General features: G+C 46.1%; 27 protein-coding genes, 1 tRNA gene and 1 pseudogene. 5 read left to right on the top strand and 24 right to left on the bottom strand.

Annotated features, from left to right (window positions below):
* Nucleotides 1-38 precede the first annotated feature (38 nt).
* The 3 genes from ACFVSO_RS13650 to ACFVSO_RS13640 form a co-directional block, all read right to left on the bottom strand.
* Complete coding sequence (locus ACFVSO_RS13650) at nucleotides 39-1,145, bottom strand: copper amine oxidase N-terminal domain-containing protein (RefSeq protein ID WP_387474347.1); 1,107 nt, start codon at nucleotides 1,143-1,145, stop codon at nucleotides 39-41.
* 102 nt (nucleotides 1,146-1,247) lie between these two features.
* Complete coding sequence (locus ACFVSO_RS13645) at nucleotides 1,248-1,436, bottom strand: hypothetical protein (RefSeq protein ID WP_387474345.1); 189 nt, start codon at nucleotides 1,434-1,436, stop codon at nucleotides 1,248-1,250.
* Between the two features lie 103 nt (nucleotides 1,437-1,539).
* Nucleotides 1,540-2,121 carry a histidine phosphatase family protein gene (locus tag ACFVSO_RS13640; protein ID WP_387474343.1) on the bottom strand — a complete coding sequence of 194 codons (582 nt, stop codon included), beginning with the start codon at nucleotides 2,119-2,121 and terminating at the stop codon, nucleotides 1,540-1,542.
* Between the two features lie 194 nt (nucleotides 2,122-2,315).
* On the opposite strand from ACFVSO_RS13640, the gene ACFVSO_RS13635 reads away from it, so the two are divergent.
* Complete coding sequence (locus ACFVSO_RS13635) at nucleotides 2,316-2,690, top strand: helix-turn-helix domain-containing protein (RefSeq protein ID WP_387474341.1); 375 nt, start codon at nucleotides 2,316-2,318, stop codon at nucleotides 2,688-2,690.
* Nucleotides 2,691-2,987: 297 nt separating this feature from the next.
* Here ACFVSO_RS13635 and ACFVSO_RS13630 read toward each other — a convergent pair whose 3' ends face one another.
* The 6 genes from ACFVSO_RS13630 to ACFVSO_RS13605 all read right to left on the bottom strand — a co-directional run bounded on the left by ACFVSO_RS13630 (nucleotide 2,988) and on the right by ACFVSO_RS13605 (nucleotide 6,094).
* Nucleotides 2,988-3,359, bottom strand: a complete 372-nt coding sequence (locus tag ACFVSO_RS13630; protein ID WP_387474339.1) for a LytTR family DNA-binding domain-containing protein — start codon at nucleotides 3,357-3,359, stop codon at nucleotides 2,988-2,990.
* Nucleotides 3,360-3,373: 14 nt separating this feature from the next.
* Nucleotides 3,374-3,505 (bottom strand): AgrD family cyclic lactone autoinducer peptide, encoded by a 132-nt coding sequence (locus ACFVSO_RS13625; protein ID WP_387474337.1) that lies wholly within the window; start codon nucleotides 3,503-3,505, stop codon nucleotides 3,374-3,376.
* Nucleotides 3,502-4,032, bottom strand: coding sequence for an accessory gene regulator B family protein (locus ACFVSO_RS13620; RefSeq protein ID WP_387474335.1), 531 nt, complete (start codon nucleotides 4,030-4,032; stop codon nucleotides 3,502-3,504). The genes ACFVSO_RS13625 and ACFVSO_RS13620 overlap by 4 nt, the downstream gene beginning before the upstream one ends.
* 11 nt (nucleotides 4,033-4,043) lie before the next feature.
* Nucleotides 4,044-4,646 (bottom strand): hypothetical protein, encoded by a 603-nt coding sequence (locus ACFVSO_RS13615; RefSeq protein ID WP_387474333.1) that lies wholly within the window; start codon nucleotides 4,644-4,646, stop codon nucleotides 4,044-4,046.
* A gap of 47 nt (nucleotides 4,647-4,693) precedes the next feature.
* Nucleotides 4,694-5,014 (bottom strand): hypothetical protein, encoded by a 321-nt coding sequence (locus ACFVSO_RS13610; protein ID WP_387474331.1) that lies wholly within the window; start codon nucleotides 5,012-5,014, stop codon nucleotides 4,694-4,696.
* Nucleotides 5,015-6,021: 1,007 nt separating this feature from the next.
* Nucleotides 6,022-6,094 (bottom strand) — tRNA-Val (locus ACFVSO_RS13605).
* 161 nt (nucleotides 6,095-6,255) lie between these two features.
* Here ACFVSO_RS13605 and ACFVSO_RS13600 point away from each other — a divergent pair.
* Entirely contained in the window at nucleotides 6,256-7,209 is a 954-nt protein-coding gene (locus tag ACFVSO_RS13600) for an S-layer homology domain-containing protein (protein WP_387474329.1), read from the top strand.
* 56 nt (nucleotides 7,210-7,265) lie between these two features.
* Here the strand turns inward: ACFVSO_RS13600 and ACFVSO_RS13595 are convergent, their stop codons facing one another.
* The gene (locus tag ACFVSO_RS13595; protein WP_387475325.1) at nucleotides 7,266-7,937 is read right to left on the bottom strand and encodes a uracil-DNA glycosylase; all 672 of its coding nucleotides are present in this window, start codon (nucleotides 7,935-7,937) and stop codon (nucleotides 7,266-7,268) included.
* Nucleotides 7,938-7,981: 44 nt separating this feature from the next.
* A complete protein-coding gene (locus tag ACFVSO_RS13590) occupies nucleotides 7,982-10,591 on the bottom strand; it encodes an RCC1 domain-containing protein (RefSeq protein WP_387474327.1) in 2,610 nt (869 codons plus the stop codon).
* Nucleotides 10,592-10,837: 246 nt separating this feature from the next.
* On the opposite strand from ACFVSO_RS13590, the pseudogene ACFVSO_RS13585 reads away from it, so the two are divergent.
* Nucleotides 10,838-11,215, top strand: a pseudogene (locus ACFVSO_RS13585) (excalibur calcium-binding domain-containing protein); the annotation flags it as partial.
* A gap of 102 nt (nucleotides 11,216-11,317) precedes the next feature.
* Nucleotides 11,318-11,446, top strand: a complete 129-nt coding sequence (locus tag ACFVSO_RS13580) for an excalibur calcium-binding domain-containing protein (protein ID WP_387475323.1) — start codon at nucleotides 11,318-11,320, stop codon at nucleotides 11,444-11,446.
* 610 nt (nucleotides 11,447-12,056) lie between these two features.
* On the opposite strand, the gene ACFVSO_RS13575 is transcribed toward ACFVSO_RS13580, so the two are convergent.
* Together ACFVSO_RS13575 and ACFVSO_RS13570 are read right to left on the bottom strand one after the other, a co-directional pair.
* A complete protein-coding gene (locus tag ACFVSO_RS13575; protein WP_387474325.1) occupies nucleotides 12,057-12,320 on the bottom strand; it encodes a hypothetical protein in 264 nt (87 codons plus the stop codon).
* Nucleotides 12,321-12,469: 149 nt separating this feature from the next.
* Nucleotides 12,470-12,916: a hypothetical protein gene (locus tag ACFVSO_RS13570; RefSeq protein WP_387474323.1), complete on the bottom strand. Its 447-nt coding sequence runs from the start codon at nucleotides 12,914-12,916 to the stop codon at nucleotides 12,470-12,472.
* A gap of 1,059 nt (nucleotides 12,917-13,975) precedes the next feature.
* Between ACFVSO_RS13570 and ACFVSO_RS13565 the strand changes: the two genes are divergently transcribed.
* A complete protein-coding gene (locus tag ACFVSO_RS13565; protein WP_387474321.1) occupies nucleotides 13,976-14,173 on the top strand; it encodes a hypothetical protein in 198 nt (65 codons plus the stop codon).
* Between the two features lie 279 nt (nucleotides 14,174-14,452).
* Here ACFVSO_RS13565 and ACFVSO_RS13560 read toward each other — a convergent pair whose 3' ends face one another.
* The 11 genes from ACFVSO_RS13560 to ACFVSO_RS13510 all read right to left on the bottom strand — a co-directional run.
* Nucleotides 14,453-14,947, bottom strand: a complete 495-nt coding sequence (locus ACFVSO_RS13560) for a hypothetical protein (protein WP_387474319.1) — start codon at nucleotides 14,945-14,947, stop codon at nucleotides 14,453-14,455.
* A 657-nt stretch (nucleotides 14,948-15,604) separates the two neighbouring features.
* Nucleotides 15,605-15,853 (bottom strand): hypothetical protein, encoded by a 249-nt coding sequence (locus ACFVSO_RS13555; protein ID WP_387474317.1) that lies wholly within the window; start codon nucleotides 15,851-15,853, stop codon nucleotides 15,605-15,607.
* Between the two features lie 145 nt (nucleotides 15,854-15,998).
* On the bottom strand, nucleotides 15,999-16,811 hold the full coding sequence (locus tag ACFVSO_RS13550; RefSeq protein WP_387474315.1) for an N-acetylmuramoyl-L-alanine amidase: 813 nt from the start codon (nucleotides 16,809-16,811) through the stop codon (nucleotides 15,999-16,001).
* On the bottom strand, nucleotides 16,808-17,245 hold the full coding sequence (locus ACFVSO_RS13545) for a phage holin family protein (RefSeq protein WP_387474313.1): 438 nt from the start codon (nucleotides 17,243-17,245) through the stop codon (nucleotides 16,808-16,810). The genes ACFVSO_RS13550 and ACFVSO_RS13545 overlap by 4 nt, the downstream gene beginning before the upstream one ends.
* A complete protein-coding gene (locus ACFVSO_RS13540) occupies nucleotides 17,245-17,469 on the bottom strand; it encodes a hypothetical protein (protein ID WP_387474311.1) in 225 nt (74 codons plus the stop codon). The genes ACFVSO_RS13545 and ACFVSO_RS13540 overlap by 1 nt, the downstream gene beginning before the upstream one ends.
* Nucleotides 17,470-17,553: 84 nt before the next feature.
* On the bottom strand, nucleotides 17,554-18,102 hold the full coding sequence (locus tag ACFVSO_RS13535; RefSeq protein ID WP_387474309.1) for a stalk domain-containing protein: 549 nt from the start codon (nucleotides 18,100-18,102) through the stop codon (nucleotides 17,554-17,556).
* Between the two features lie 61 nt (nucleotides 18,103-18,163).
* A complete protein-coding gene (locus tag ACFVSO_RS13530; protein ID WP_387474307.1) occupies nucleotides 18,164-19,852 on the bottom strand; it encodes a phage tail spike protein in 1,689 nt (562 codons plus the stop codon).
* A 122-nt stretch (nucleotides 19,853-19,974) separates the two neighbouring features.
* The gene (locus ACFVSO_RS13525) at nucleotides 19,975-20,952 is read right to left on the bottom strand and encodes a hypothetical protein (RefSeq protein ID WP_387474305.1); all 978 of its coding nucleotides are present in this window, start codon (nucleotides 20,950-20,952) and stop codon (nucleotides 19,975-19,977) included.
* A gap of 65 nt (nucleotides 20,953-21,017) precedes the next feature.
* A complete protein-coding gene (locus tag ACFVSO_RS13520) occupies nucleotides 21,018-22,283 on the bottom strand; it encodes a hypothetical protein (protein WP_387474303.1) in 1,266 nt (421 codons plus the stop codon).
* A 12-nt stretch (nucleotides 22,284-22,295) separates the two neighbouring features.
* The gene (locus ACFVSO_RS13515) at nucleotides 22,296-23,081 is read right to left on the bottom strand and encodes a distal tail protein Dit (protein ID WP_387474301.1); all 786 of its coding nucleotides are present in this window, start codon (nucleotides 23,079-23,081) and stop codon (nucleotides 22,296-22,298) included.
* A partial coding sequence (locus ACFVSO_RS13510; RefSeq protein ID WP_387474299.1) for a hypothetical protein occupies nucleotides 23,081-23,391 on the bottom strand: 311 nt, incomplete at its 5' end. The genes ACFVSO_RS13510 and ACFVSO_RS13515, both read right to left, overlap by 1 nt.

Below are 23,391 nucleotides of genomic sequence, written 5' to 3'. Positions count from 1 at the left end.
TGATCTTGATAATGAATTTAATACATGTTTTGGTTTGATTAAGCCTTCGTTGCCGTTACTTTGATCTCGTCATAATACAGTGTCGTTAAGCCCTCGAAACCGGAGTCTGTACCAATAAGCAGATAGATCTTGCCGTTTTCGTCCGCTTTCACTTGCGCGCTATACTGGAAATCGACCCGCTGATAGCCCTCTTTTTCCGAGTCAGGCTTGATGACATTGCCAAGTACCTTTGCGTCTTTGCCGCTAAGCGATTGGTTACCGATATCGACGTTCATTCTAAAGTATTCCTCGCCTGCTTGCGGAGTCGGAACAGCCGCCGGTTCCTTGCTCAGAATACCGGCTTTCACATAGACGCCTTCGCCCGGTGCCCCGCCGATGCCTACCATTCCTCCCGCTTCGGCTGTATAAAGCGCAAAGTCCAGCTTCACATCATAGATCGTGTTAGGCTCGAAGCCTTCAACACCACGGGTAAGAAACATAAATAAATCATCGCTTCGATTATGCCCTTTTAATTTCAGGCCATAGTTGGAGGTGCTCCCCTGATCAGGCAAAAGCTCGCGAGCATACTCGAGCTCGTAAATATCCTTTTCGTATTTGACCGGCAGGTCGGCGAATCCGCCCTTCCATCCTTCTTGATCCTGATCAAACTTGTACATGACTTGGATAGCTTCAGCGGATGTCGCTGAGATTGTAACTTTGCGATCCGAAGCCCCCCACTCGACCTTGGCTCCCATCAACGATGCCAGGGTGCGGGCGGGTACAAACAACATGCCTTTTACTCGCTGGACTGCTTCGGGAAGCTTGATCTGCTCACCCTTCTCATTCCATGCAAGATTGGAGCGATCGGTCACTTTCACCAGGTTAACCTTATCTCTGGACAGGGTAACGGAGTTCTCCTTATCGTTCCAGCTCACATCTGCTCCCAGCGACTCGGCCAATGCCCGGACCGGCACCATGGCATTCCCGTTCAGGATAAAGGGAGCAGATGCCAAGGCATGCTTCCCGGTATGATTAACATAAGAAGCTTCATTGATTTTGAACTCGACGGAACGTGCAGCCTCCGCAGCTGAAGAATAAGGAACATGGTGGAAAGTCGCTGCAGTTGCAAATATTAATCCGGATAAAACGATTTTTTTGTAGCTCATGTTAGTCGGCACCTTTCACTTGGGATGCCATGATAGACGAGGATAGGTATTGGAAGGTTGCAAAATAAAAAGGAGCACCCATCGGGAGCTCTCTTGTTCAGGCTATTCGGCTTTATAAATAATCATGATCGTATCGTAATTGTTCGAGTTGTTGGAGCCTTCCGGATTGCCTGTACTCCAGCCTTTAATATCTACAATGTTCTCGGAAGGAATCTCAGCAAGAAAGGTATTCACCTTCGTCGTGAGCTCGGGATGCATAATTCCTGCGAACAATTTAATTTGGGTCTTCATTAATACTCACCTCCATACGAGACACTTCGACATGCATCCTCTAAAACCTTCTTATGACGTCAAGCATTAACTGAACTGGCACACTTCTTCCATTTAATGTGTGTTAGCGGGCTGGCGCACCCCACAATCTTTCGATTCCTGTTAACTCCTGACCGTTAAATGCCATTTTATAAATATCTGGCTTGGATGCTTGCAGCAAAAAACTCAAGCCGTACTGATTGTCGTAATAGCCCAAGATTAAGGCCATAATGGCGCCATGCGTGCCTATCGCGATTTTTTGGCCTGGATAGACCTTTAACAGGCTGCGAATAACTGCGATGGCCCGATTCTGACAGGCTTGATTGGATTCGCCGCCCTCTAATGCAAATTCAGGATCAGCATAAGATTGCTCCAGCAGTGGCATTAACGTTTCATCAGGCATCCGAATGTCCATTCCGTCAAAGCTTCTCTCTCTTAAATCCTCTATCTGTATGATGCCTTTCCCCGAGCGATCCGCCAATTCCTGAATCGTCAAGATAGCCCGTTGATAGGGACTAGACACGAACACCTCGATCCCTTCCGTGTATAGCAGCTCCGATACTTTGCACGCATCCGCTATCCCCTTTGGCGTCAGACCTCGCATTCTTTCTGTATCTTCCGTCAAGGGCGAATCGCCGTGCCTGACCATGTAGATATACGTTTTCATGAAAGACCTCCAAATCAATCATGCCAAAAAATAACAGCCTCAAGTCTAATTCGTTATTTATCCATCCCACTGATCATGTAGTTCTTATTCGGCAGCGATTCTCGGGAATCCTTTGAAAGGATCCAAAATATGATATGGGAAAATATTTATTTAATAGGATTATATGATAATATAGAAGGAAGAGGTGAGGGTACATGACTAGATTACAGCTTCGTCTAGTAGAGGCACGAATGAGGAGCGGGCTGACGCCAGCTCAAGTCAGTGGGGCAACGGGGATCGACCTTAATACAATTGGCGGATTAGAGACTGGCGCATGTGTACCGGACCCCAGTCATATCCGTACATTGGCAGACCTCTATGAAGTTTCAGCAGATTGGCTGCGCGGGCACATGAATAATCCCACATCCAGTCTTTCCGAAATGGAAAAAATCGCGGCTAAAGCCGTTAATTCGAACGATCTAGCAGCGTTTCTTGAGCAGCCATTCGAGCGCAACGGGAAACCATTAAACCGCGAAGCAAAAAAGAAGTTGTACGTGATGGCCCAGCTTCTTCTTGATCAAGATGATTAAAAAACGATTCAATCATATCTTTTTTGGATTCCGAAGAACTTGCAAGCTTATATAGAAAAGTCGAGACATCAATGCCACTGCTTTTCTCCATGATCCATCGACCCTTTCATATCCTGTTATGATTTCTGTTATTGCCATTTAACCCCACCTTAACCAGATAGGCAAGAATCGTTCGTGTCCCCAATCTTTTAAATTAATCGACATAATATGACATACACCGTAGTGGAATGATGATATACTATCCATTTTCGCAAAATAAAAAGAGGCTTGACCCTGTATAGGTCCAGCCTCATTCCATTAAGTGAGCTCTAATTGAATTTGCGGATTTTTTATGATCAGCTCGTCCATAATCGCCTTGTACTTTGCCCGCGACATCGTACACCATTTGGTAGTTGACCCCACTTCTTTCTCGAAACATGCCCGTGAAAAAACGGGATCAAGGAACATAATATTGTCCATGTTTACTGCAGCAGTTCGATCACATAATTTAAACGTATAGCCTTGCTGATTCAACACTTCCATCCAATAACTTAATGTTCCATTCAAGTTGAAAATCTCATCCGCTGTGTGGAACAACACATTTTTTTGGCGCTTGTCACATTGGATAAAGTGAATATCACGGATATTAACGAGAACAAGACCTTTTTCTCCATTCACGGATATGATCATGTTACCAACTCCAGTTATTCAATCTTAGCAAGAAATTCCTCTGGCAAGTCTTCTTGATGTACAAAAACCCAGCTTGGTCCTTTGACAAGAGTTACTGCTACTGCAGAAAGCACGGTAGCCAACGCTGCAAATAATGTATGCTTCATCCCGATTCATCTCCCTTCAAACGAATGATCATGAACGATTGAGCCAAAAAAGCGGCAGCGATCACAGAGGACTGAATAAAGAAGTTAGATAGAATCAGAATCGCAGCAGCAATCTTTAAATATTTGAAGTACTTTTTGGGAAACAAGGTTCTCCCTTCAATTCTTGAGGGAGCGTAAATCAATACAAGAATGAGACTAATCGAAGTCATGATATGTATAGCTGCAAGATGGAATTCGGCAAATGACAAAACGGTCGCGCCGATCGTTGTCACCAAAATACACATCTCGCTCGTGCCCATATGTATTCCGCCCGACACCTGCCGCAATATGGCAAATGAAAGCAGCACGGTCCACATCTCTATCAATCTGCCTGTCACAAGCCCTATTATGGTTGTCAGCAGAATGATAGGAACAATATTGAGCAAAAATACGAGGGTGTGCCTGATCCGTCCCACTCGATTCGAAAACTCGGGCGCCTCTTTCACAATTCCTTCTGCCAGGCGCGTTGCCAGTACGCTTATACGCATAGGTTCCGGTTTCACTCCTCAGCTTCTTTTCGCACCGCATAATAGACAAAGATGAACATGGCCACCATAAAGAAAATACCTGCCAAAATGAGATTCTGGCTATACAATACGACGGAAAGCCCAATACTGAACAGAATCGCCAGCACGGTCATAATCTGTTTTTCGAGCGGGAATATAAATTTGTCAAAGTCATTGGTGAATCCGATTCCAAATTTATAGAGCAGCCGAGCAAAGACGATTCCAATGACCCCTGTTATCAATTGCACTTGCCAACGAGTGTGATAAGCGTCATTCAGCCCTTCAAGCGATCCGAACATGACGATAATAACGAGAAACTGCAGCAGAGCGTAACCAAAGTAGCCGATGATGACCGATGCCAACGCCCCTATTAACGGCAGCTGAACTACAAATCTCATAAAAAGGACTGAGAAAACGATATTGATCAATGGGGAAATATAAGATAAATCCGTTTCTGACATGAAGTGCCCCTGAAGGTTAGATAGCATAACGATGACAAGAGCATGCCAGATGTAGTTCTTCAATTCAAAACGAAACACATAAAGCATCAATGCGTACACTGCAAAACCTTCCAGAGCTGCGAACAGCATAGACAACGTTGTGTCCCACACATCCACCATTCCTTTTGGAGCTCGAGAATCTCCTATGAATTATTGCTGGTTCTGCCACTCCATGCTTCCTTTTTCTCTTTGTATTCCCGTATCGTCTCTGCGAGCCACATCGGCCGCTTGCCAATATGGAGATAGGGCTCAGGAAAAAAACGCGTTTTTCTGGCGTGATGCATGTTTTTCGGATGTATATGGAGGATGTCCGCAACTTCCTTGGCTCCGATTAAAGCCGTGACATCCGGCAGATCAGTCAGACCTTGTAATCTCTCAATCTCTGCTATTAATTCAAGAATAGATAATGCTGCCTCTCCCCCTACTCTATCGGCGATCATCCGATGCCTCTCTAGCGATAACATGGAACCACCTCCATCAAGTGGTGATATAAACAATATACGGTAATACCATATAAAAAACAAGTATTTACAGAATGTGAAAATGGTGAAAGATAAATATATGGAGAATTAGAAATGATCATTTTGATTAGTCGGTGCATATTCATATTAATTATTATGATTGCTACAGCTTTTGGAAGTGTTGTGAAGCAACGGAACCGACTTCTTCAAGCGGCAACACAACCGTATCCAGCCCCTTCATAGTCATTAATTCAGCGCGGTAAACACACGATCGTCAAGGTGGCAGAGTTTATAATCAGAGGGGAAATTATCTCACAAGAGGAAAAAACCGATTAGTATGAATTAACCATTCCATAATTTGAAAAGTCAACTGTCTTACCATTCACGTCTAACAATTTGTTAAAAAGGTTTTTACTGGAAGAATGTCGAAATTGTTTTTGCCAGGGTGTGTCGAAAAGGAGTAGATATATGTCAAGTTCTGATGATGTTAAAAACATTTTTTCCTGCCATTTGTAATGCTAAAATAGCAATCTCTCTTAAAGGACTGATTGCAAGGGAAGCGTTTTACTGCGGTGATTGCGCGGCGGTTATTCAAATTTAGCCACCCAATGAGAACATAATAAAGAACTTTGCAGAGTTTCAAACTAAATTTACTAGACCGGAACGTCCAGCTAAATCGATTTCAAATCCAGTAGATTAATGACTTGTTACACCCTGACAAGTCTCTAGCTTCTCACCTGTTAAAAAAAGGATTCAGTCTAATATCCATCTGTTGTTTTTAGCTGCCATTCATTCATCTTTAATGAGTGTCTTTACATCGTCGAAGGTCTGTACCCAAGATTTTTTGATTAGGAGAAATTTCACGTAGTGGCCGTGACATCGAAATGTCTGAAGTGAATGGGAAGAAGATGGGAAAATGGAAGATAACTGGTGTGGAGAAGATAGATCGAGGTCTTTGCACTTTCTTGAAAAACAAAAGAAGCCTTGATACACACAAGGCTTCTCGGCTATGATCTGTAGTGGGCTCGAACCACTGACCCCTACCCTGTCAAGATAGTGCTCTCCCAGCTGAGCTAACAGATCACGTTAGCGACAAGATATAATATATCAAATAAACGAGTACAGGTCAACACTTCGAGCATGCTCTTTCCAAAAAAATTTCCTCTAGAGGAATACCTTGCAACCTATTGGTCAAAGCTTCCGTCAAAGAATATGCAGCTGCAAATACAAAACGAGGTGAGCACATGAAGAAGAAACCATTGTTAATCATGGCCCTTACAGTCATCCTGATCTTTACGCTAGGACAAACCGTGATGGCATTCTCCGATGTAGCGAACAACCCTTACGGAGACAAAATTAAGGCGCTAAAGGAGAAAGGAATCTTAAGCGGGGTTGCGAATGATCAGTTCAAACCCGGCGACAAGCTTACTTACGCATCCGGTATCTCCATGCTGGTAAAAGGTCTGGATCTCAATCTCAACCTCTTTGATTTTATTAAGGAACCAAAAGCAAGCGACTTCTTCACGAATTTGAGCGATGACGCTTGGTACTCCCATGCATTCATTGTTGCACAGGCCCATGGACTTGAAATACCGAAAGATGTAAAACCCAACGATCCGATCACTAAAGAGCAATTCGCTCATCACCTGTTCCAAGCCATGATGACGAAAGGCGACTACGCGTTTATCGAAATCTACAAAATCATTAAAGACGAAGCCGATGTGAACGGCGCTTATATGAACAGCATCCAAAAGCTGCTTATCAGTAACATCGCAACGGTCGACAAAGACAATAACTTCTACCCAACTCAGCCGATTACGCGCGGCGAAGCTGCTGCTTGGCTGCATGACGGTATGAAATTCGTAGCTGAAACCAAGCCAATCGAGCCTCAGCCTGAGCTTCCTGAATTTGAGCAAAAGCTTACGATTGAAGCTGTTAACGACTCGATCAACAAAGTAACGATCACAGCACAAATGCCGCATCCGGGCTACGGCCTGCGTATCGCATCGATTCAATTCGATGGTGAGCAAGCAGTCATCTATACAGAGCCAGTTCTGCCAGATCCGGATAAAATGTACCCGCAAGTCATTACCGAAGTAAAAGTAACAACTTATGTAGATGCAGCATTCAAGCCTGTCCTTCCTGCAAAAACGGACGGAAGCTCTTCCTCCAGCAGCGAAGGCATTGTGAACGAATAGTCTCATCGCATTTAAGGGCGGCTCTCTAAACCAGGTTTAGAGAGCCGCCCTTTTTGCTATTCATTCGGTATTTGCCAATCTACAGGCTGGATGCCTCTTTCCGCAAGAAACTCATTCGCTCTGGAAAACGGTTTACTTCCGAAGAAACCATTTCTCGCGGCCAACGGACTTGGATGCACAGATGCGATAATCCCATGTTTATTCGTATCAATCGATTTAGCCTTTTCCTGTGCATGCTTGCCCCATAATACGAACACAATCCGCTGCTCCCGTTCATTAAGCAATTCAATGATCCTGTCCGTGAACGTCTCCCACCCCATCTTCTGATGGGAAGCCGGCTTCCCGTCCTGTACAGTCAGTACGGTATTCAGCAGCAACACGCCTTGGCGCGCCCAAGACTCCAGATTGCCATGAGTCGGTATGGTACAGCCCAAATCCGCAGCCAGCTCCTTATAAATATTGCGCAGCGAAGGCGGCAGCTTCACTCCCCTTTGGACGGAGAAGCTTAAGCCATGGGCTTGTCCAGGACCATGATAAGGATCTTGTCCCAGAATGACAACCTTCGTATTCGCAAGTGGCGTAAACTTAAGTGCGGCAAATAAATGTTCTTTTGGCGGATAAATCGCTTCTTCCTGGTACTGAGTTTCTATCGTCTCTAGCAGCTTCTCCATATATGGCTTGGACAGCTCATCGCTTAGATGTTCTTGCCAATCATTGTCTGGTAACATAATCAATGTCTTCGAGCCTCCATATCCTATGAATCTTTATTCTATTATAGCTGGATTTGGAATGGAAGCCTATCTCCCCATACGACAGATGTGCCGTCCTTCTTGAGCACATAGGTCGCTCCATGCAGGGCAAAGATGCGATCGACATTTTGAATTTTCGCGGGATGGTAGAAGCGGTCCACTCCTGTTCTCGTATCATAGTCGATTATAGTTCCATCTGAGCAATAGATGACAAAGTGTCCAACCGCACCTGTAACCGATACAGCGTTTTTGATGCTGGCAGGTGTCTTGCAGTCATCGCCCCAGCAGGCTACTGTTCCGTCTCTTTTCAAAGCCATCGTATTTTGTCCGGATATGGCAATGGCTTTTACATCTTTAAGGCCTTTTGGCATGGATGATCGTCCAGAAACATCGCCCCATTCCACAACTGTGCCATCCTTGCGAAGCGCTGCTGCATAGTATTCACCGGCTGTAATCGCTATGGCATTTTTGACAGTGGCAGGAACTTTGAGCACGGACGATCCGCTCCATCCCCAAGCCTTTACCATTCCATCCTTCTTCAGGGCAAGCGAGAAATCCGGGCCTGCGGCAATATCGATAATGTCCTTTAATCCGGTAGGCACGCTTGCTGTAGGTGTACGAGTGACATTGCCCTCCAAATCAACGCCGTTATGGCCGCCCCATGCTTCAACCATTCCGTTTTCTTTTAAAACCAACGCATGTATACTTGAAAAAGCATATTTCTTCAATCCGTCTGCCCATTCGGGAGCATCAGCCATGATGTAGCTGTTTCCTTGTACGGAAATCCGCTTATCTTTGCCAACTATAAAACTTAGCTCATTATTTTTGTACAGGAATGCCGCGTTCTTCACATTCTTCAATTGACTATTGCCACTGAAATCATACGGATCAAGTACGATAATGTCCCCGTTCGTCAACACGCCAATATCGCCAGTTACTTGGCGGAATGCCATTTGGTCATATCTTTTTAATTCTTTGCCGGTATACGCGTCAAATGCAATGACCGCTCCGTTGTCCATCATCACCCATAACGCTTCAGAATGAACGCCGAAGCTGATGGAACCTGGCTTCGCCTTTTCATTTTTCAAAGTGTCAATTCGAGCAGAATGGCCAAATTCATCCCATATCGTAACAGTGACATCCTCATGTAGAATGGCCGCATACGATCCGCCGCTTGCAATGGCCGTTGCTTTTGCCGTTTGGGTTGGCATCATCTTTGCTTTATATCCCCATGCAACGACTGTGCCGTCCTTTTTCATGGCCAGATTAGGAACTCCAGCCGCTATCGCAACAACATCTTCAAGACCTTCAGGCACTTCGATAAAGCCCAGTCGGTTGTTTCCCCAACCCGTAACTTTCCCATCTTGGCTCAGTGCCAATGAATATTCATACCCTGCAGCTACTGCCGTTACATTCCGCAGTCCAGACGGAACGGTCGCCTCACCATAATTGTTGTTGCCCCAAGCGATTACCGTTCCATCCTTCTTCACGGCCAGCGCATGCTGGTTACTGGACACGGAGACGGACACAATTTCCTTTGTTGCAGCAGGGATTTTTTTCAACTGGGGTGAACTGAACTTCGACCATTGTGTTAGCGTTCCGTCTGTACGAACCGCTACATACTCCGTATCATTCATGGCAACGGATGTGATCGATGAAGCAGCTTGCGCTGGAACGAAGCCGCCATAATACGAGGATGACCTTTGTACGAATTGACCATCCTGCGTCAAACCAAGAGCACCCGCTTCCCCGTCGGCCACCATTGCAGAGAGCTTAGTCATGTCCGGTAGCAACGAAACCTTGCCCTCCTTCCAAACGGCAATAGAGCCGTCAGCCCGCAGCAAGTAAACCTCGTCAAATCCCGCTTCTATGCCAACGATATCCCGGTAAGGCGCTGTTTGAAGCTCGGTTTTCTCGAAGCCGCTGCCCCAGGCAATAGCCCTGCCGTCTTTCGTAAGCGCCGCAGATACCTGCGAACCCGCAGCAATAGCAACGGCGTGGGATACTTCTTTCGGAACTTTGGTATTTCCTCTGTAATCTTTGCCCCAGGCGGTTACGGTTCCGTTTTTCTTCAAAGCCAGCGCATGATAGGCTCCGCCAGAGATATCCGTTACACCTGCCAAATCCTTCGGAATCGCCGTCAGTGGGCTGCCTCCGTCATCGCGATAGCGATGGTAGGATACTTTGCCGTTCTTATGTACGATTAGCAACGTGCCCGCACTTGCCGATATGGCTACGGCATCCTTAACCTTTGCAGGATCAACTCCTGCATAAATACTCTGCAGACTATCTCCGCTGCCCCATTTGACGATCATGCCGTTCTTTTTCAGGGCAAAAGCCATTTTGCCGGACGAGGTTAAAGCGACAACGTCACGCACATTAGCAGGTGTCTTAGGCTCACCAACAAATGGATCACCCCATACGGCAACTGAACCGTTGTTTTTGACCGTCATATAATGATATTGGTTTGAAGATAGCTTTTTTTGATTGGCAAGAACCTCGGTTGCGGTCAGTTTCTTGATCTGATTGGTAGGACCCGGTTGTACAGCTGCCTCTGCTTGCGGCAATCCGGATAACAACACCAGGAATGCGATTATAACCGACAGGCTCTTTATCGTCTTGCTGCGTCTCATGCACTCTCTCCTCTACCCAACAATTGGATAACTGAATATCCTATTATTATATGGCAATTAGGTATATTTGTCTCATTTTGTCTAAACAGGAGATGTGCAACGTATTTTATAAAATAAAAGAATCATATACGAAATTGTATTCTTTCAAATATCGCCAATTAACTATGAATGTTGTAAGCTTAGAGTTGATTAAACGGAGAGGGGATTTTCAAAGCTTTGAAAAAAATCATCATATTCTCATTCATCATGGTCCTGTTGCTTACTTCTTGCGGAGGGTATGAAACCAAGACGCTTCTATCAACCGAGTATGAATACGAATTGGTATTCCCTAGCGACAAATATCCGGAGACCGCACTCCATATTCATGGGGCAATCGCACAAGGATACTCCAGCATTTGCACGATTGATCGAGGCGGGGCTGAAGCCAATCGCAAGCTATCGCTTGCCGGCATTGACACAAGAGATGGCTATGATCGGGACGAGTGGCCGATGGCCATGTGCGAGGAAGGCGGTAAAGGAGCTAGCGTGGCATACATAGACTCTAGCGATAATCGCGGGGCTGGAAGCTGGGTTGGACACCAGCTGTCGGACTATCCGAACGGAGCAAAAGTATTGTTTATCGTAGATAAGCCGAAGGTGCTGTTCCCGAATCATCCCGTGACGGCTAAGCCGTCAGATGCTCCAGTGGAGACACCTATAACAGAGGAGCTTCTAGGTGATAAAATAATGGATGAGGTTATCGTATACGCCAACTGTGCCGCTGTCAGAGCAGCCGGCAAAGCGCCTCTTCATGAAGGCGAACCCGGCTACAGCAGAAAGCTGGATCGGGATGGCGATGGGGTTGCTTGTGAATAATGGAGTACGGAAAAACCTCTTGATCGTCATAAAAAATGCACTCCCAAGAATTTCATCGGATAACCTAGGTTATCCAATGTCTATTCTAGGGAGTGCACTACAAGCGGTTATCGGCTGCAGCTTAAGGGTTTTACGTAAGTTGCTGTTCCTTCACATTTAAACTCATTTACAAGTTATAACTCTTAGAGGGTGCTCGATTGCTTGCTCGTATTAATATTTTTCTTTCTCATCAGTATAAAGGCCTCATAACGTCTCAAACGTTACCCCCTTGCTTCCACTAACGATGAATTTACCATTCTTTCCGGTAATCCTAAACTGCTACTATATACATACCCATCTTGTCGGCTTCCTCATGTTCATCTTAGAACTCCGTCACCATAAACCTTGTCATTCTTATTTCTTAAAATAATGAGTCGATTGTTTATACTAGTTAAAACGTAAACGAGCTCTACGCTTTCTTCATATATTCGAACTTCTATATCTATGGACTGCTACATCTTCAAAAATGACATCCGGTCATATCCACATTGAAAAATATCTTATCGCCGCTCGAACAGCTTCAAGCGTATAACCTTGTGGGAAATCAACAGAGTCCTACGTCGAGTTCTTCTCATTCATTGCCTTCAAAATGCTCATGATGAATTCCTTCCATTCCCACAATCTTTCCGGTCGCTTTATGATAATAAGGAAACAACTGATTAACTGGCAGCTTTAGCAACTGGTAATGATGATCCTTCGGCAGGTTTTCCATTTCTGATACTGCTCCTTCACGCGATAAAAAAATTCCAATCGGATAGAAGTTAGGAAAACTTCTAGTAGAATCTGCAACAAAAATTGCCCAGATAAATTTTTCACCACTATAAATTAGACTCACCCCATGATTTTATTCATTCCTAATTTTAACCAAAACCCATCTTGAATGTAACTGAATAGTCGCTTCCCAATATGCTGAGTCTGATTAGAAAAAAAAGTTCTATAAAAAAAGCACCCATAGCTGCTACCTAGGGTGCTGTTTCGGCGTTACTATTTATAGCTAACCGTAAAATTGTAAGTTTGAGTGCTAGAAAATTGAGTTAAATCATGTCCTCTAACTTGGAAATAGATGGTTTCACCTGGATCGGCACTACCTCCGCCTTGATCACTATTACCTACTCCATTATCGCTTACTGGAACAGTAATCGGTGTCCCATTATAGAAAACGACCATAACAAGATCATAATTTTTGCCGTTTGGGGAAATCAGCTTGCCTTCAAAAGACTTTCTGCTTCCCGTATTGTTTGTCCATGAAAACCAATCTACGTCAGCCGGAGAATCAATATAAGTCGATATTCCTAATATAGGAGCCTGAAGTTGATACGCAGTTGGTAAGCTGTCTGCCCATCCATCATAAGCAAATGCTGACGTTGCGCCTGCCAATGACATGACTAAAGCCATCACGCCGATAATCAATTTCTTTCCGATTCTCTTCATTCATTTACCACCTTCCGATAATTTTGTTCTCAATAACAAATTTACACATTAAATATACTATTATATCCAAATATGTTAAATAGTCTATGGGAACTAATTATGGATCCAAGTTATTTGAAACTCATTGTTAAAGCGTAGAAGATGAATCACTATGTTCTTGACATTGGTAAGCACTTTAATTCTGCAGTATATCTTAGAGAGCAGCTCTAACAAAACAAAAAACACTCTTCCTCAAGAGTGTCATAAATAAAAGAGCCTTCCATATCAAGGGATTTTTCATTTTTATGTGGTGCCGAGGACGAGAATCGAACCCGTACGGTGGTCACCCACCGCAGGATTATAAATTTTGCAACGGTCTTCATACACCATCTTCTTGGTCAAGCAAATTGGAGAGGGAGTCCTTTAAGCATGCGGGTTAAAGGAACTTTTTTATGTTCCATGAACTCTGCGTTCAGGAGATTGTATATGAAGGCCACCTCCAGATCTCTCCTCGAGCGTGCAGCAGGTATATCATGTTACAGCTTCCAGCCGAAAGTCGAACACAGCAAAACGGCGTCCGAACCTCTTAGGGTTCAGACGCCGTTTCTTTTTGTCATTCACTCTAGCTTTGGCCGACCAGAAGCGTCTATTTGTCCGTCAGCTTCAGCGCGCTGCTGCGTCCGGCAATGTCCGCGGCCGATATGTACTGTCCTGTCGATTGGCGCGAATGAAATTGGAAGCGTTTCCATTTATTACGTCTTCAATCGCCCAATGCGAGCTTACATCGGTCCGGCAACCAGCGTAGACAGCAGCATTACAATCGCCAGCAGTAGCGATATCGGTTTTCTGCTACGTAGCATCAACATTTTCCAAGACCTCCTATTTTGTGAGTTAACCTCATTATAGGATAAGATCCCGGTCGCAATGATTGGCGATATTAAGGGGAATATGTGCGTTTTTACGGAAATGGGGCACAATGGCGGAAAAATGATAGTTTATTTTCATTAGACGGGTGAGCTGTTACAATAAATATGACTTATATCTTTTTTCCAACCCATTTACCAATAAAGGGGCCAAGTTATGAAACAAGTAAATCGTCAACTCGTATCGGATCAAGATTTCGAGAGAATGCGCGTCTTCTCCCAGCTTATCGCCGTGTACCGTGACAAAGAACTGTTGGACGCCAATATTCGGATCGTCACCCACGGCGAGCACTCCGTAACCTGCGACAACGATGTCACTTATATCAAGTCGAACCACCAGTTTTACCGTCTGTAGACGGCGCTGACTGCCGTACACGCTACGACGACATAGGGTTTAGACTCACCTTAGTAATTGTAACAGCGATAGCAGAGGACGTGAAAATAAAGTCCTAGGCTATCGCTGTTTCATTAAACTGACGTGTTATACTCGGATCGTACAATCGGACAATTTCTCTATGGATTGAAGCTTAGTTTTACGGTGCCTACGTATACGTTGGCTTAAGCATTGGCTTTTACCTCAATTCAAACATAGAGAAAAGCCACCATTACGTTGCCTACTCTCTCCTATCGTCTCTTATGAATCTTGATTGGCAAGCCGATAATACTCCCGGTAAAGCTGCAGCAGCTCCGTTTCTTTCTCCGCGATCCTCTCGGAGATTTCTTCCAGACGAGGTCCAGCAGGCTCGAAGGTTCCGTCGTTCGACAACGCATCGACATCCGCATTCGAGGATGGCTGCTGCTCCTCGGGTATTGCCTGTTCGGTGGTCTGGCTCCAGTTAATCATAAAACCGAACGTTCCAGCAACCCAGTCATCCGCTTCTTCCCTGCCGAATTCCCGATAGATGCTTGCGTATTTTTCCAATGCCGCGTTTACGGTAAGCCGACGCTCCCAGCCCAGAATCCCCACCGCATCCTTGGCCCGAGATACGGCCAGCATCAGCTGAAAGTCGTTCAGCTTGCCCCGCACGGCTTCAATATGATCAATTTCACTTATCAAAATCGGGTATACATTAGCGAATTCTATCGATTCCTGCACCATATCATCTTCTGAAATGATAAGGCGTTCCATTCCCGCTCAATCCCTTCCTGTTGGTTTCAGTTGTGTGCCTTCTATACTATTCGAAAGTTAATAGCAATTTCAGACGGACAAATCTCGTAATTTTTCTTTATTTACCTGCCACATAGTAAGCAAGCAGCGTTTCTGTGGCGAACAGCAATTCCATATGTGCATACTGATGCACTTCGGATTAATCATCTGAAAGGAAGTGCTTCATTTACATTTTTAAGAATGATTACATTTCAAGCTAAAGGTTTGTCCCCACTCCGTCCCCAAAAAGAAAAAAAGACACTCCTTCCTCATGAGTGTCAAAAAAAGACAAACAAAAAATCCCTCTCATATCAAGGGATTTCGCAATACTTATGTGGTGCCGAGGACGGGAATCGAACCCGTACGGTGGTCACCCACCGCAGGATTTTAAGTATTACGACGGAGGCTTAAAAGCGTCTATGCCTAGCGTCGTATGGCGTTACCTGTCCGGGCCAGTACGTAATATTCGGTATGACTCGTATAACACTTTTCCGTTAGCTTATACGCTGGCTTATCGTTGGCTTACGATATTTACGCGCCTGAGTTCGTATATTTCGTGAAAAGCGTACCTTATAACCACTACGGTCATTCTACCATTGCGGAGAGTAATTCGCAATATAGCGAATTACTTACGTATAATCAACCCGCCCTACTCCGTCCCACCATCGCATACACCCGTCGCTCATTCGGCTCAACCACCTGAACGATCCCTGTCCGTTCATCCCACGTTATGTAACGCTCGTCCGCCAACTCTCGCATCGCTGCCGTAATCTGCCCCGGCGTCCGGCCGGATAGTCGCGCCAACCGATTAACGTCCACCCTTGCCGATGCCGACCGGTATAAGTTGAAGAATATACGGTGCAGCTTCCGTGCTGTATCGTCTAACATTTCGAACACCTCCGAATAAGAACGTTTGTTCCCATTTTACACTATCGAACGGCACCGTTTCAAGGCACAAAAAAATTGCCCGCCATTACTCGGAATCGATCCGAAATAATGACGGGCTTTTAGCCGTTAAGGCCGGGCTTCATATTCATTTCGTTATACTAACCGTCCTCGTCGCGGCATCCCACGTCACCTTAACGTCTACGCCGCACATACCGCCGATCGCCGCCGCAATTTCCCGGGCGGGAACGTACGTTGTACTATTCGTAATATGACCGTCGTTTAGCTTCGTACCATTGACGATGACGTTTACGGGCGACAACGTAGCAGTTTTCGTATTAACTGGCGTGGACGGTTCGGTCGGTTTTGTCGGCTCCGTTACAACATTCCGCTTCAGCCCGTAAACCTCCGCCAGCCCTTCAACGATAGCTGACGCGACCTTGCGCCTATAGGCGTCCGTCTTCAGCAACGCGGCCTCTTCGCGGTGCGTCATAAAACCGGCTTCGACGAGTATAGCGGGCATGGTCGTTTTCGCGATAACGGTAAAGTCCGCACGCTTGACGGATCTGTCTTTTCGACCGGTCTTAATGATTAGTTGACGCTGTACGGCCTGCGCCAGTTTGACGGACGTTTGACTCGCTACCGTTGCCGCAAAAGTCTCGATACCGTTTGCGTCATTCCATCCGGAGCCGAATGCGTTAGCATGAATCGATACGTAAACGTCCGCATTCCAACCGTTCGCGGTCGCCACGCGCTGAGACAGCGAAACGTCGACGTTACCGGCTTCGTCATGTACGAACTTAACGGTCAAATCCCCGCCAGTGACCGTTGTGTATCCCGCCAACTCTTCGCGGATATATCGGGCGACTGCGGAGTTAAAATGGAACTCGCGCATAGAATCGTCCGGGCAACGTTTACCGGCCGTAGTTAGGCCGTGTCCTGCGTCAATTACGATCTTCATACGTTACTCCCCTTTTTATTATCCTCGACTCCGCCTTTATCTTTAAGAACTTCAATCAGCTTTTTAATTGCACCTGGCAATGGAAGACCTGCCCGGCCAATATTCTCGACGAACGAAACCATTTCGTTAGCGATGTAAAAATAAACCACCGTCGACATTGTAACTGCCTGCATATCTAGCAACACGTCCATTCGATGTGCAAGTAGGATAACGAGGAACATTAATCCCTTCTTCGCCAGCCCGACCGAACCGACCGCCGAGTTAAGCCCACGACCCTCTTTAACGGACGCGTACGTGCCTGTTATAATATCCGCTGCGATAGCGATTAATAGGAACGTCAGCGCTTCCGTCCAATGCCCGAATGCAAATCCGATAACTGCTCCGGCTGCACTCGCCACCGCCCCTGTAATACCGTTAATAGTTACGAGATTCATTACGCATCCGCCTCCGTGGAATAATGTTTAATTGCCGTCACAGCCGGATCACCGTCTGCATTATAGTGAACAAGAGCCTTGCCGATTTCCGTTTGCAACTCCGCTAGAATCTGCGACTCCTTACCGGGATGAAGCTGTAGGAACGCTAGGATGACGTTGTTTATTTCCGGAACCGGTTCGGCTGCGTTAACGAGAAATTCGAGTTTGTGCGTGACTTTCGCCATGTAACGTGATACCTCCGTGTGATTAAATTTGAACGCAAAAAAGCCCCGGCCATTTACGGCTAGGGCTTACGTTGTTTATTCGGGTTATTTATTTGAGGCAGACAAGGCTACTTCTATTTTGGCCAGTCTACTTTCGATTTCGGCCAGCCTGCGTTGGTATCCGGCCTTTTCCTCTTCCGCTTTATCTATCATTTCTTCGTATGTCTCTTTTAGAGTATCGTCAACCTTACTTAACGCGTCCTTATGGATAGCGATTACCTTATCCGCATCATTAATGTAGTTAGATAACGTTTGAGATTCAATTTCTAGACGCTTCTTCTCTTTTTGCATCGCTTCGATCGATACAGGCTCAATATCCGCAGCCTGCTTATCGATTGTTACATCCGTTTCTGTCGTCAAGATAACCTCACCCTTTTTATATCCGACTTCAAGCCCGGAAGCTTCCGCAATTACCCTTACAGGCGCATATGATACACCGTCGATAATCAACGCTTGCCCAATATCCTTACCGTTAAGCGTGACGGCTGCCTCAGACTTTATTGTGCGTCCAATTAGACTTTTAGAGTCTGCGTATATTACTGCGGTACTACTTAATAGCAAGATTAGTAAACATAAGGTTAGTGCCTTTTTCATAAAAATCCATCCTCCTTTATGTTATAAATACAATTACGCAAATTATAACATAAAGTTGCATTTACGGATTTTCCAGCGCCGAAAGTCTACTATAAATCCCGGAAAGGATGCTACCAAGGGACATAGTACCAAAAAATATATTACTTACTCCGGGTAGCGTAAGATTGTAAGGAGATAGTAATTGAACGTTACCTATTAACGTTATAGGACTTCCGGTAATCTGTACGTTCCCGCCGTTAATCCTCACCGCCCCGTCATTCGCGCCAATATCGTAATCCCCACCGGATACCAGCGTAAAGTAGCCGCCGCTCTGTATCCCGCTATAAACCGCCGTACTCCCGCTAATATGTTTGAGTATCGGAGACGCATACGAGGTCGGATTCGCCTCGATCTCGATATAGCTCGTTTCCGACTTTGCCGCTCTAAAGACGTTGGTATCCGACGACAACTCCACGAATGGGAACCCGGTGGGATTCGTCCGGAAATTGGATGCGATAATATTACCGCTGAATTGCGCGTCTCCCGTATCCGCATCGAGCCATAACGTTTTTTTGCCCGCTTTATTGTACGCCGCGAATCCGTAGTTGCCTGGTTCAACTTGGCCCAGCCGGACGCGCACGCGATTGAGTTCGTCGGATACCGCCATGCCCAAGCCGTCGACTAACGTTATAGAGTCGTCGTATTTGATGCCCTTTAGTACGGCGTTTTCGGACGTGTATACCATGGCCTTCCGTGATCCGACGGTTGCTTGGAAGATGTAATCGGACGTTTTCATCTCTCGGAAATTGGCCAGCACAACCCGGCCACGTTTCGGTTCAAATGGGTAACGCTCATACTCCATTATCCTCGCGTCAAACCGATATCCCATAGACTCATCAATGACCGTAATCGTATCGCCTACTTCGCGGATCGCCTCCGACTGAAACTCTGCGTCAACCTTTTCGAGTTCGACGAAGTCAATTTCGTACGATACTTTCGGTAGCTCAACCGTTGTGATATATCGTTGCATCTCCGCCAACAAACGGCTTTGATCCTCGATTTCCGGGAAGTCGATAGACCCTTCGAATATATGGTTGACGTCGATATATTGACTATCGATATACTTAACGGAGTGGCCCGGCAAACCTTCGATTGTAAGCCCGTTCTTCCCGTAACCATACAGCCGCGTAATACGTTCCATGTCGTGACTCTTACGTACGATCCCCGTTAGGTTTTTACGATAACGAATTACGACACCGTTGTTCGCTCCTTTGCGCGTGGTCAACGTTATACTCGTATTGTCATATGATAAATCGCCGTTATAAAGCGTTCGGACTTCGTTAAGGAGTTCGTGTTTCCGTTTTTCGCCAAACTCAAATACATCCGTAGAATTAAAAGAGCCCTCCACCGCGAAGGCGAAGGGCGTATTATTACCGATAAGTCCGAGCTGATACGTAGGCGACACGTTAGCCGTAAAGTCTACGTAATCATCGAGATAGTAACGGTTAAGTTCAAACGCGACGTGATGCGCCTCGACACGTTTATAAATCCGGAGGCCGCGCCGCTCCTCGTCCACCCGCTTAATCACGAATACCTGCCCAGCGAGCCCAACGTCAGATAGATCGCTAGGAAAGCGGACCTCGTTACGTTCGATTATCGCGTCGTAGCGTTCTTTGTCGTCCGGCAGCTTCGGGTACGTGAACGTTACGTAGAACGGACCATTCAGCGACTCCTTTACGGTTACTTCGGCTGCGGTCGGAAGATAATGCACGGCGTTTTCTCCGACTATCGCCCGTAGCTGTAATCGGCTTCTAAACTTCGTCGTAATGTCGCATACCTCCTTTCGCGCAAAATAAAAACGGCATGTCACGAGGACACACCGTTTTGTTGGCGTTAATTGTTGATACTTCGAGATAGTTCGTACCAAACACCTTCGATATTTTCGATGACTAGCGTTGATGATACGCCACCCTTAAAGTTTTTGCCGCCTTGCAGTTTAATACTTTTGTTATTTTGCACTGTAGCGCTGGCGTGTGCGAATAATACCGTGACCTTCTGACCGTCAACGCCTTTAATCGACGTAATCAGGTTACCAGTCGTTAACTTTACGCGATTGGCACCCGTAGCGTCGGCAGTAGCGGTAGCCACCGTATTAACTTTGCTCGTTACCAGTGCGTGCTTGAAGTCCGTTTTTGTAGCGTCCGAATCTAGCATTAGGACTCCGTTGTTAAAATATGAAAGTCCGTTTATGGACGATATCTTCAGCTTGTTTTTCTCGTCGCCAGTGATGCCGAAAAGTCTCGAACCATCTACGCTCGCCCATTGGATATAATCGTTATTGCGAAACGCTAAGTTGCCTTGTACCTCGGCCCGTATGTTTGGATTTAGCTTAGCGACGGTTGGGTTACCTTTACCGATTGTAAAGACCGTTCCCGAACTCGTAAGACTATACCGTCCTGCGACAAACCGACCATCTTGAAATCCGAACGCGATATCGGAAGCCTTTTCGTTATAAAGCGGTCCGTGTGATTTGGAGTTAATCCAAAAAACTCCATTACCATTCGTACCTTTATCTCCGTTTTGGTCTGCGTGGAAGTATATACCTAAGTCTCGATAACTTGACGGTCCTTTATGGTAAGCATCGCCAAAAACTTTAAACGCACCGCCGATTCCCGTCGTTACACGGTCTTTAGGCAATAAATAAAAACGTGTGCCATTATCACCGCTATATAGTGTATTTTCAAGTCCCAAATAACTATTTTCCGGGCTAGTAATCATCTTACTGTTTAGCAGCATTTGAGGTCCTGACGCATTAACCATCAATGGAAAAGCAAGCAGTAGAGCAATAACTAGGGTTAACTTCTTAATCATGTTAATCTCCTTTGTTTTTCCTCTACTGTACCCCTATTCCATAAAACTATCAATATTTTTCTATTTTACACTTCATACCAAGATGCCCCTATCTTTTCTAGTTTTATCGTCTGATTGTACGCCAGCGGCAAATCAGCTCCGCCTTTAAGTACGATAGAAGCATTATTTGCAATCGTAGTTTTCTGTGGACTCGCGTTACCGGCAACGTTAAGAATCGTAACTACTTGCCCGTCAACGCCCGTAATGGCCGTAATCGTATTTGCATCCGGTTGATTCATTACAACGCGATTAACGGAGGTTGCATCGATTGTTGACGTATTACTCAGTATATTACGTCTGCTGGACGTAACGAATGCATTCCTCACTTCGTACGTCTGCTCGGTGAGATCGGTTTTCTTATCGCCTGCGATATACTTTTCTTCGCCGCCGGCCGCAGCAAGCGAGTGTAGCACTTTTTTACCTTGTGTACGGACGCTGTTCATTACGCCCGGCGAATCCGTATACATATAGAGCTTTTGTTCGTGATGTAACGCAATTGCTTTTGAAGATTCCAACCCAATTTCCGTATTAGACGGCGCATGTTGTGGCAGTCCTGGGCCAATCATTAATACTGCGCGGGCTACCGAGTTGAAGAAAGCAACCCAGCGGCCGCCTACTACCCTTCCATCCTGGAATGAAAAACCGAGGTCGGGGTTCTTGTTGTCGTATTCGCTACCTTCTAGAACTTTACTATTAAACCACCACACACCCTGGCCATAATACCCTTTATCTCCCTCTTGATCCGCGTGAAAGTAGATTCCGAGGTCACGGTAAGCCTGTCCCAAGTGATAAGCATCCGCAAATAGTTTTATACACCCGCCGACACCCGTCGTTACTTTGCCTTTCGCCAGCACGTAAAACCTCGTCGCGGAGTCGGAAAACTTCGTGTTAACGATCCCTATCCACGAAAGCATCGTCGATACAAACTTTGACGTAGCCCCAATGCGATCTAATCCGCCTTCAGTAACGACACCATCTGCCGCGTCTAATCGACCTTTTAACGTTGAGTATGCGGCTCCGCCTTCGGGCTGTCTCGCGTCTACTATTTCCGTGTTACTATCGCCGGAGCTAGCCACGATGTTGTCAATACGTTGATTTTGCGTATCGATTGCATCCTTGACCGTGCTAGCCCCGGCAACGGCTCCGTCATATGTGATGTTTTCGGCTTCGTGAGCTTCTGTCGAGGACTTGTGTTCGACGATTTCCTCATTTACCGCTGTATTATTGTCGCGAATTTTCGGCCACGCCTCTTCGAGTGTCATCGAACCATCAATCGGTTTTAAGTCTGCCATGGGCGTACCTCCTTATAGATATTTTGCGCGAAATGAAAAAGAGACATCGCAACTAAGCGGTGTCCCTTGTATAGTCACGTAATTAATGCCGGGTTCTAGCGTTATAAACTCAACGTCCGAATATTGAAGCGTACTCGACCCGCCCTTTTTGACGGTCATTCGTTCGCCGTCAACGATTAAGGTTTCGTTGTTTAACGTACCGCTGTACACGAACGTTTTGTCGCCTGCGGAAATGGAGAGGTTTGCGCAGCTCCCTGTAATGGTAATCGTAGGGGTAACGTCTTCGTATCCCCAATTGTTTACCTCAACGGTTTGCGTCCCGTCAATACGGTAACTCCACGTATCATCTAAACGAATTTCCGTGTCTAGTACGATAGTAGAATCGAGTATAACGTTATCGGACAACGTAGCCGACCGGGAATACGGGTCCGTACACTTCATCGCAAAACGTAGCTCGCCGTATTTACCAATCTGCTCCGGCGTCAAGTTGCCCGATAATTTGGCGGTAAAAAAGCGGTCAGGCACATCGTCAAAAACGAGCATACCCGCCGCTGTTGTCGGCTTAAGCCACGATAATATCTCGGATTGCCTCCGTTTAAACATGCGAGAGTCAGGGACGATATCGACCGTTATCTCGATTTCGCGCTTACCGAGTTCGGTCCCGTAATCGATTACGCCGGGCGTTCCGGCTGGCTCGTCCTCGTACTCTCGCAAGTCCGGACTATTAACGGTATACCGGAGGAGGCGGACGCCTAGCTCCGAACAATGCCGTCCTTTATACGTAAAGCCGTAGTCCACTATCCGCCACCTCCCATAAATTGATTCCGTGCCATTTCCGTAGCCATATCGACGCCGGTCCGGCCAATCGCGCGTACATCGATTTCGTCCTCTAGCGTAGTATCGTTCATCTCCACGCCGACGAGTTTTTCGATATTAACCGTCGTTCCACCGCTGCGGCCTCCGACAATACCCGCAATTTGCTGCGGAGTAAGCACAACTTCACCTTGCCTCAGAATCGCCGTAATCTCGTCCGGCATAAGCATGTCGCCTGCGGAGAAGCTGCGTTGTCCAACGATACCGCCCGTATGGAATAACGGAGCCCCGTCGA

The sequence above is a fragment of the Paenibacillus sp. NPDC057967 genome, assembly GCF_042887015.1.
Taxonomy (GTDB): domain Bacteria; phylum Bacillota; class Bacilli; order Paenibacillales; family Paenibacillaceae; genus Pristimantibacillus.
This window is presented reverse-complemented; position numbering and strand designations above follow the sequence as displayed.

Bases quoted from the DNA above. Each gene is read 5' to 3' on its own strand.
- ACFVSO_RS13620 (WP_387474335.1), bottom strand. From the start codon at position 4,032: ATGCGTATAAGCGTACTGGCAACGCGCCTGGCAGAAGGAATTGTGAAA.
- ACFVSO_RS13565 (WP_387474321.1), top strand. From the start codon at position 13,976: ATGAAACAAGTAAATCGTCAACTCGTATCGGATCAAGATTTCGAGAGA.
- ACFVSO_RS13525 (WP_387474305.1), bottom strand. From the start codon at position 20,952: ATGATTAAGAAGTTAACCCTAGTTATTGCTCTACTGCTTGCTTTTCCA.
- ACFVSO_RS13590 (WP_387474327.1), bottom strand. From the start codon at position 10,591: ATGAGACGCAGCAAGACGATAAAGAGCCTGTCGGTTATAATCGCATTC.
- ACFVSO_RS13650 (WP_387474347.1), bottom strand. From the start codon at position 1,145: ATGAGCTACAAAAAAATCGTTTTATCCGGATTAATATTTGCAACTGCA.
- ACFVSO_RS13610 (WP_387474331.1), bottom strand. From the start codon at position 5,014: ATGTTATCGCTAGAGAGGCATCGGATGATCGCCGATAGAGTAGGGGGA.
- ACFVSO_RS13580 (WP_387475323.1), top strand. From the start codon at position 11,318: ATGGATGAGGTTATCGTATACGCCAACTGTGCCGCTGTCAGAGCAGCC.
- ACFVSO_RS13640 (WP_387474343.1), bottom strand. From the start codon at position 2,121: ATGAAAACGTATATCTACATGGTCAGGCACGGCGATTCGCCCTTGACG.
- ACFVSO_RS13595 (WP_387475325.1), bottom strand. From the start codon at position 7,937: ATGTTACCAGACAATGATTGGCAAGAACATCTAAGCGATGAGCTGTCC.
- ACFVSO_RS13550 (WP_387474315.1), bottom strand. From the start codon at position 16,811: ATGAAGATCGTAATTGACGCAGGACACGGCCTAACTACGGCCGGTAAA.
- ACFVSO_RS13560 (WP_387474319.1), bottom strand. From the start codon at position 14,947: ATGGAACGCCTTATCATTTCAGAAGATGATATGGTGCAGGAATCGATA.
- ACFVSO_RS13540 (WP_387474311.1), bottom strand. From the start codon at position 17,469: ATGGCGAAAGTCACGCACAAACTCGAATTTCTCGTTAACGCAGCCGAA.
- ACFVSO_RS13520 (WP_387474303.1), bottom strand. From the start codon at position 22,283: ATGGCAGACTTAAAACCGATTGATGGTTCGATGACACTCGAAGAGGCG.
- ACFVSO_RS13625 (WP_387474337.1), bottom strand. From the start codon at position 3,505: ATGAAGCATACATTATTTGCAGCGTTGGCTACCGTGCTTTCTGCAGTA.
- ACFVSO_RS13555 (WP_387474317.1), bottom strand. From the start codon at position 15,853: ATGTTAGACGATACAGCACGGAAGCTGCACCGTATATTCTTCAACTTA.
- ACFVSO_RS13630 (WP_387474339.1), bottom strand. From the start codon at position 3,359: ATGATCATATCCGTGAATGGAGAAAAAGGTCTTGTTCTCGTTAATATC.
- ACFVSO_RS13535 (WP_387474309.1), bottom strand. From the start codon at position 18,102: ATGAAAAAGGCACTAACCTTATGTTTACTAATCTTGCTATTAAGTAGT.
- ACFVSO_RS13645 (WP_387474345.1), bottom strand. From the start codon at position 1,436: ATGAAGACCCAAATTAAATTGTTCGCAGGAATTATGCATCCCGAGCTC.
- ACFVSO_RS13600 (WP_387474329.1), top strand. From the start codon at position 6,256: ATGAAGAAGAAACCATTGTTAATCATGGCCCTTACAGTCATCCTGATC.
- ACFVSO_RS13570 (WP_387474323.1), bottom strand. From the start codon at position 12,916: ATGAAGAGAATCGGAAAGAAATTGATTATCGGCGTGATGGCTTTAGTC.
- ACFVSO_RS13635 (WP_387474341.1), top strand. From the start codon at position 2,316: ATGACTAGATTACAGCTTCGTCTAGTAGAGGCACGAATGAGGAGCGGG.
- ACFVSO_RS13545 (WP_387474313.1), bottom strand. From the start codon at position 17,245: ATGAATCTCGTAACTATTAACGGTATTACAGGGGCGGTGGCGAGTGCA.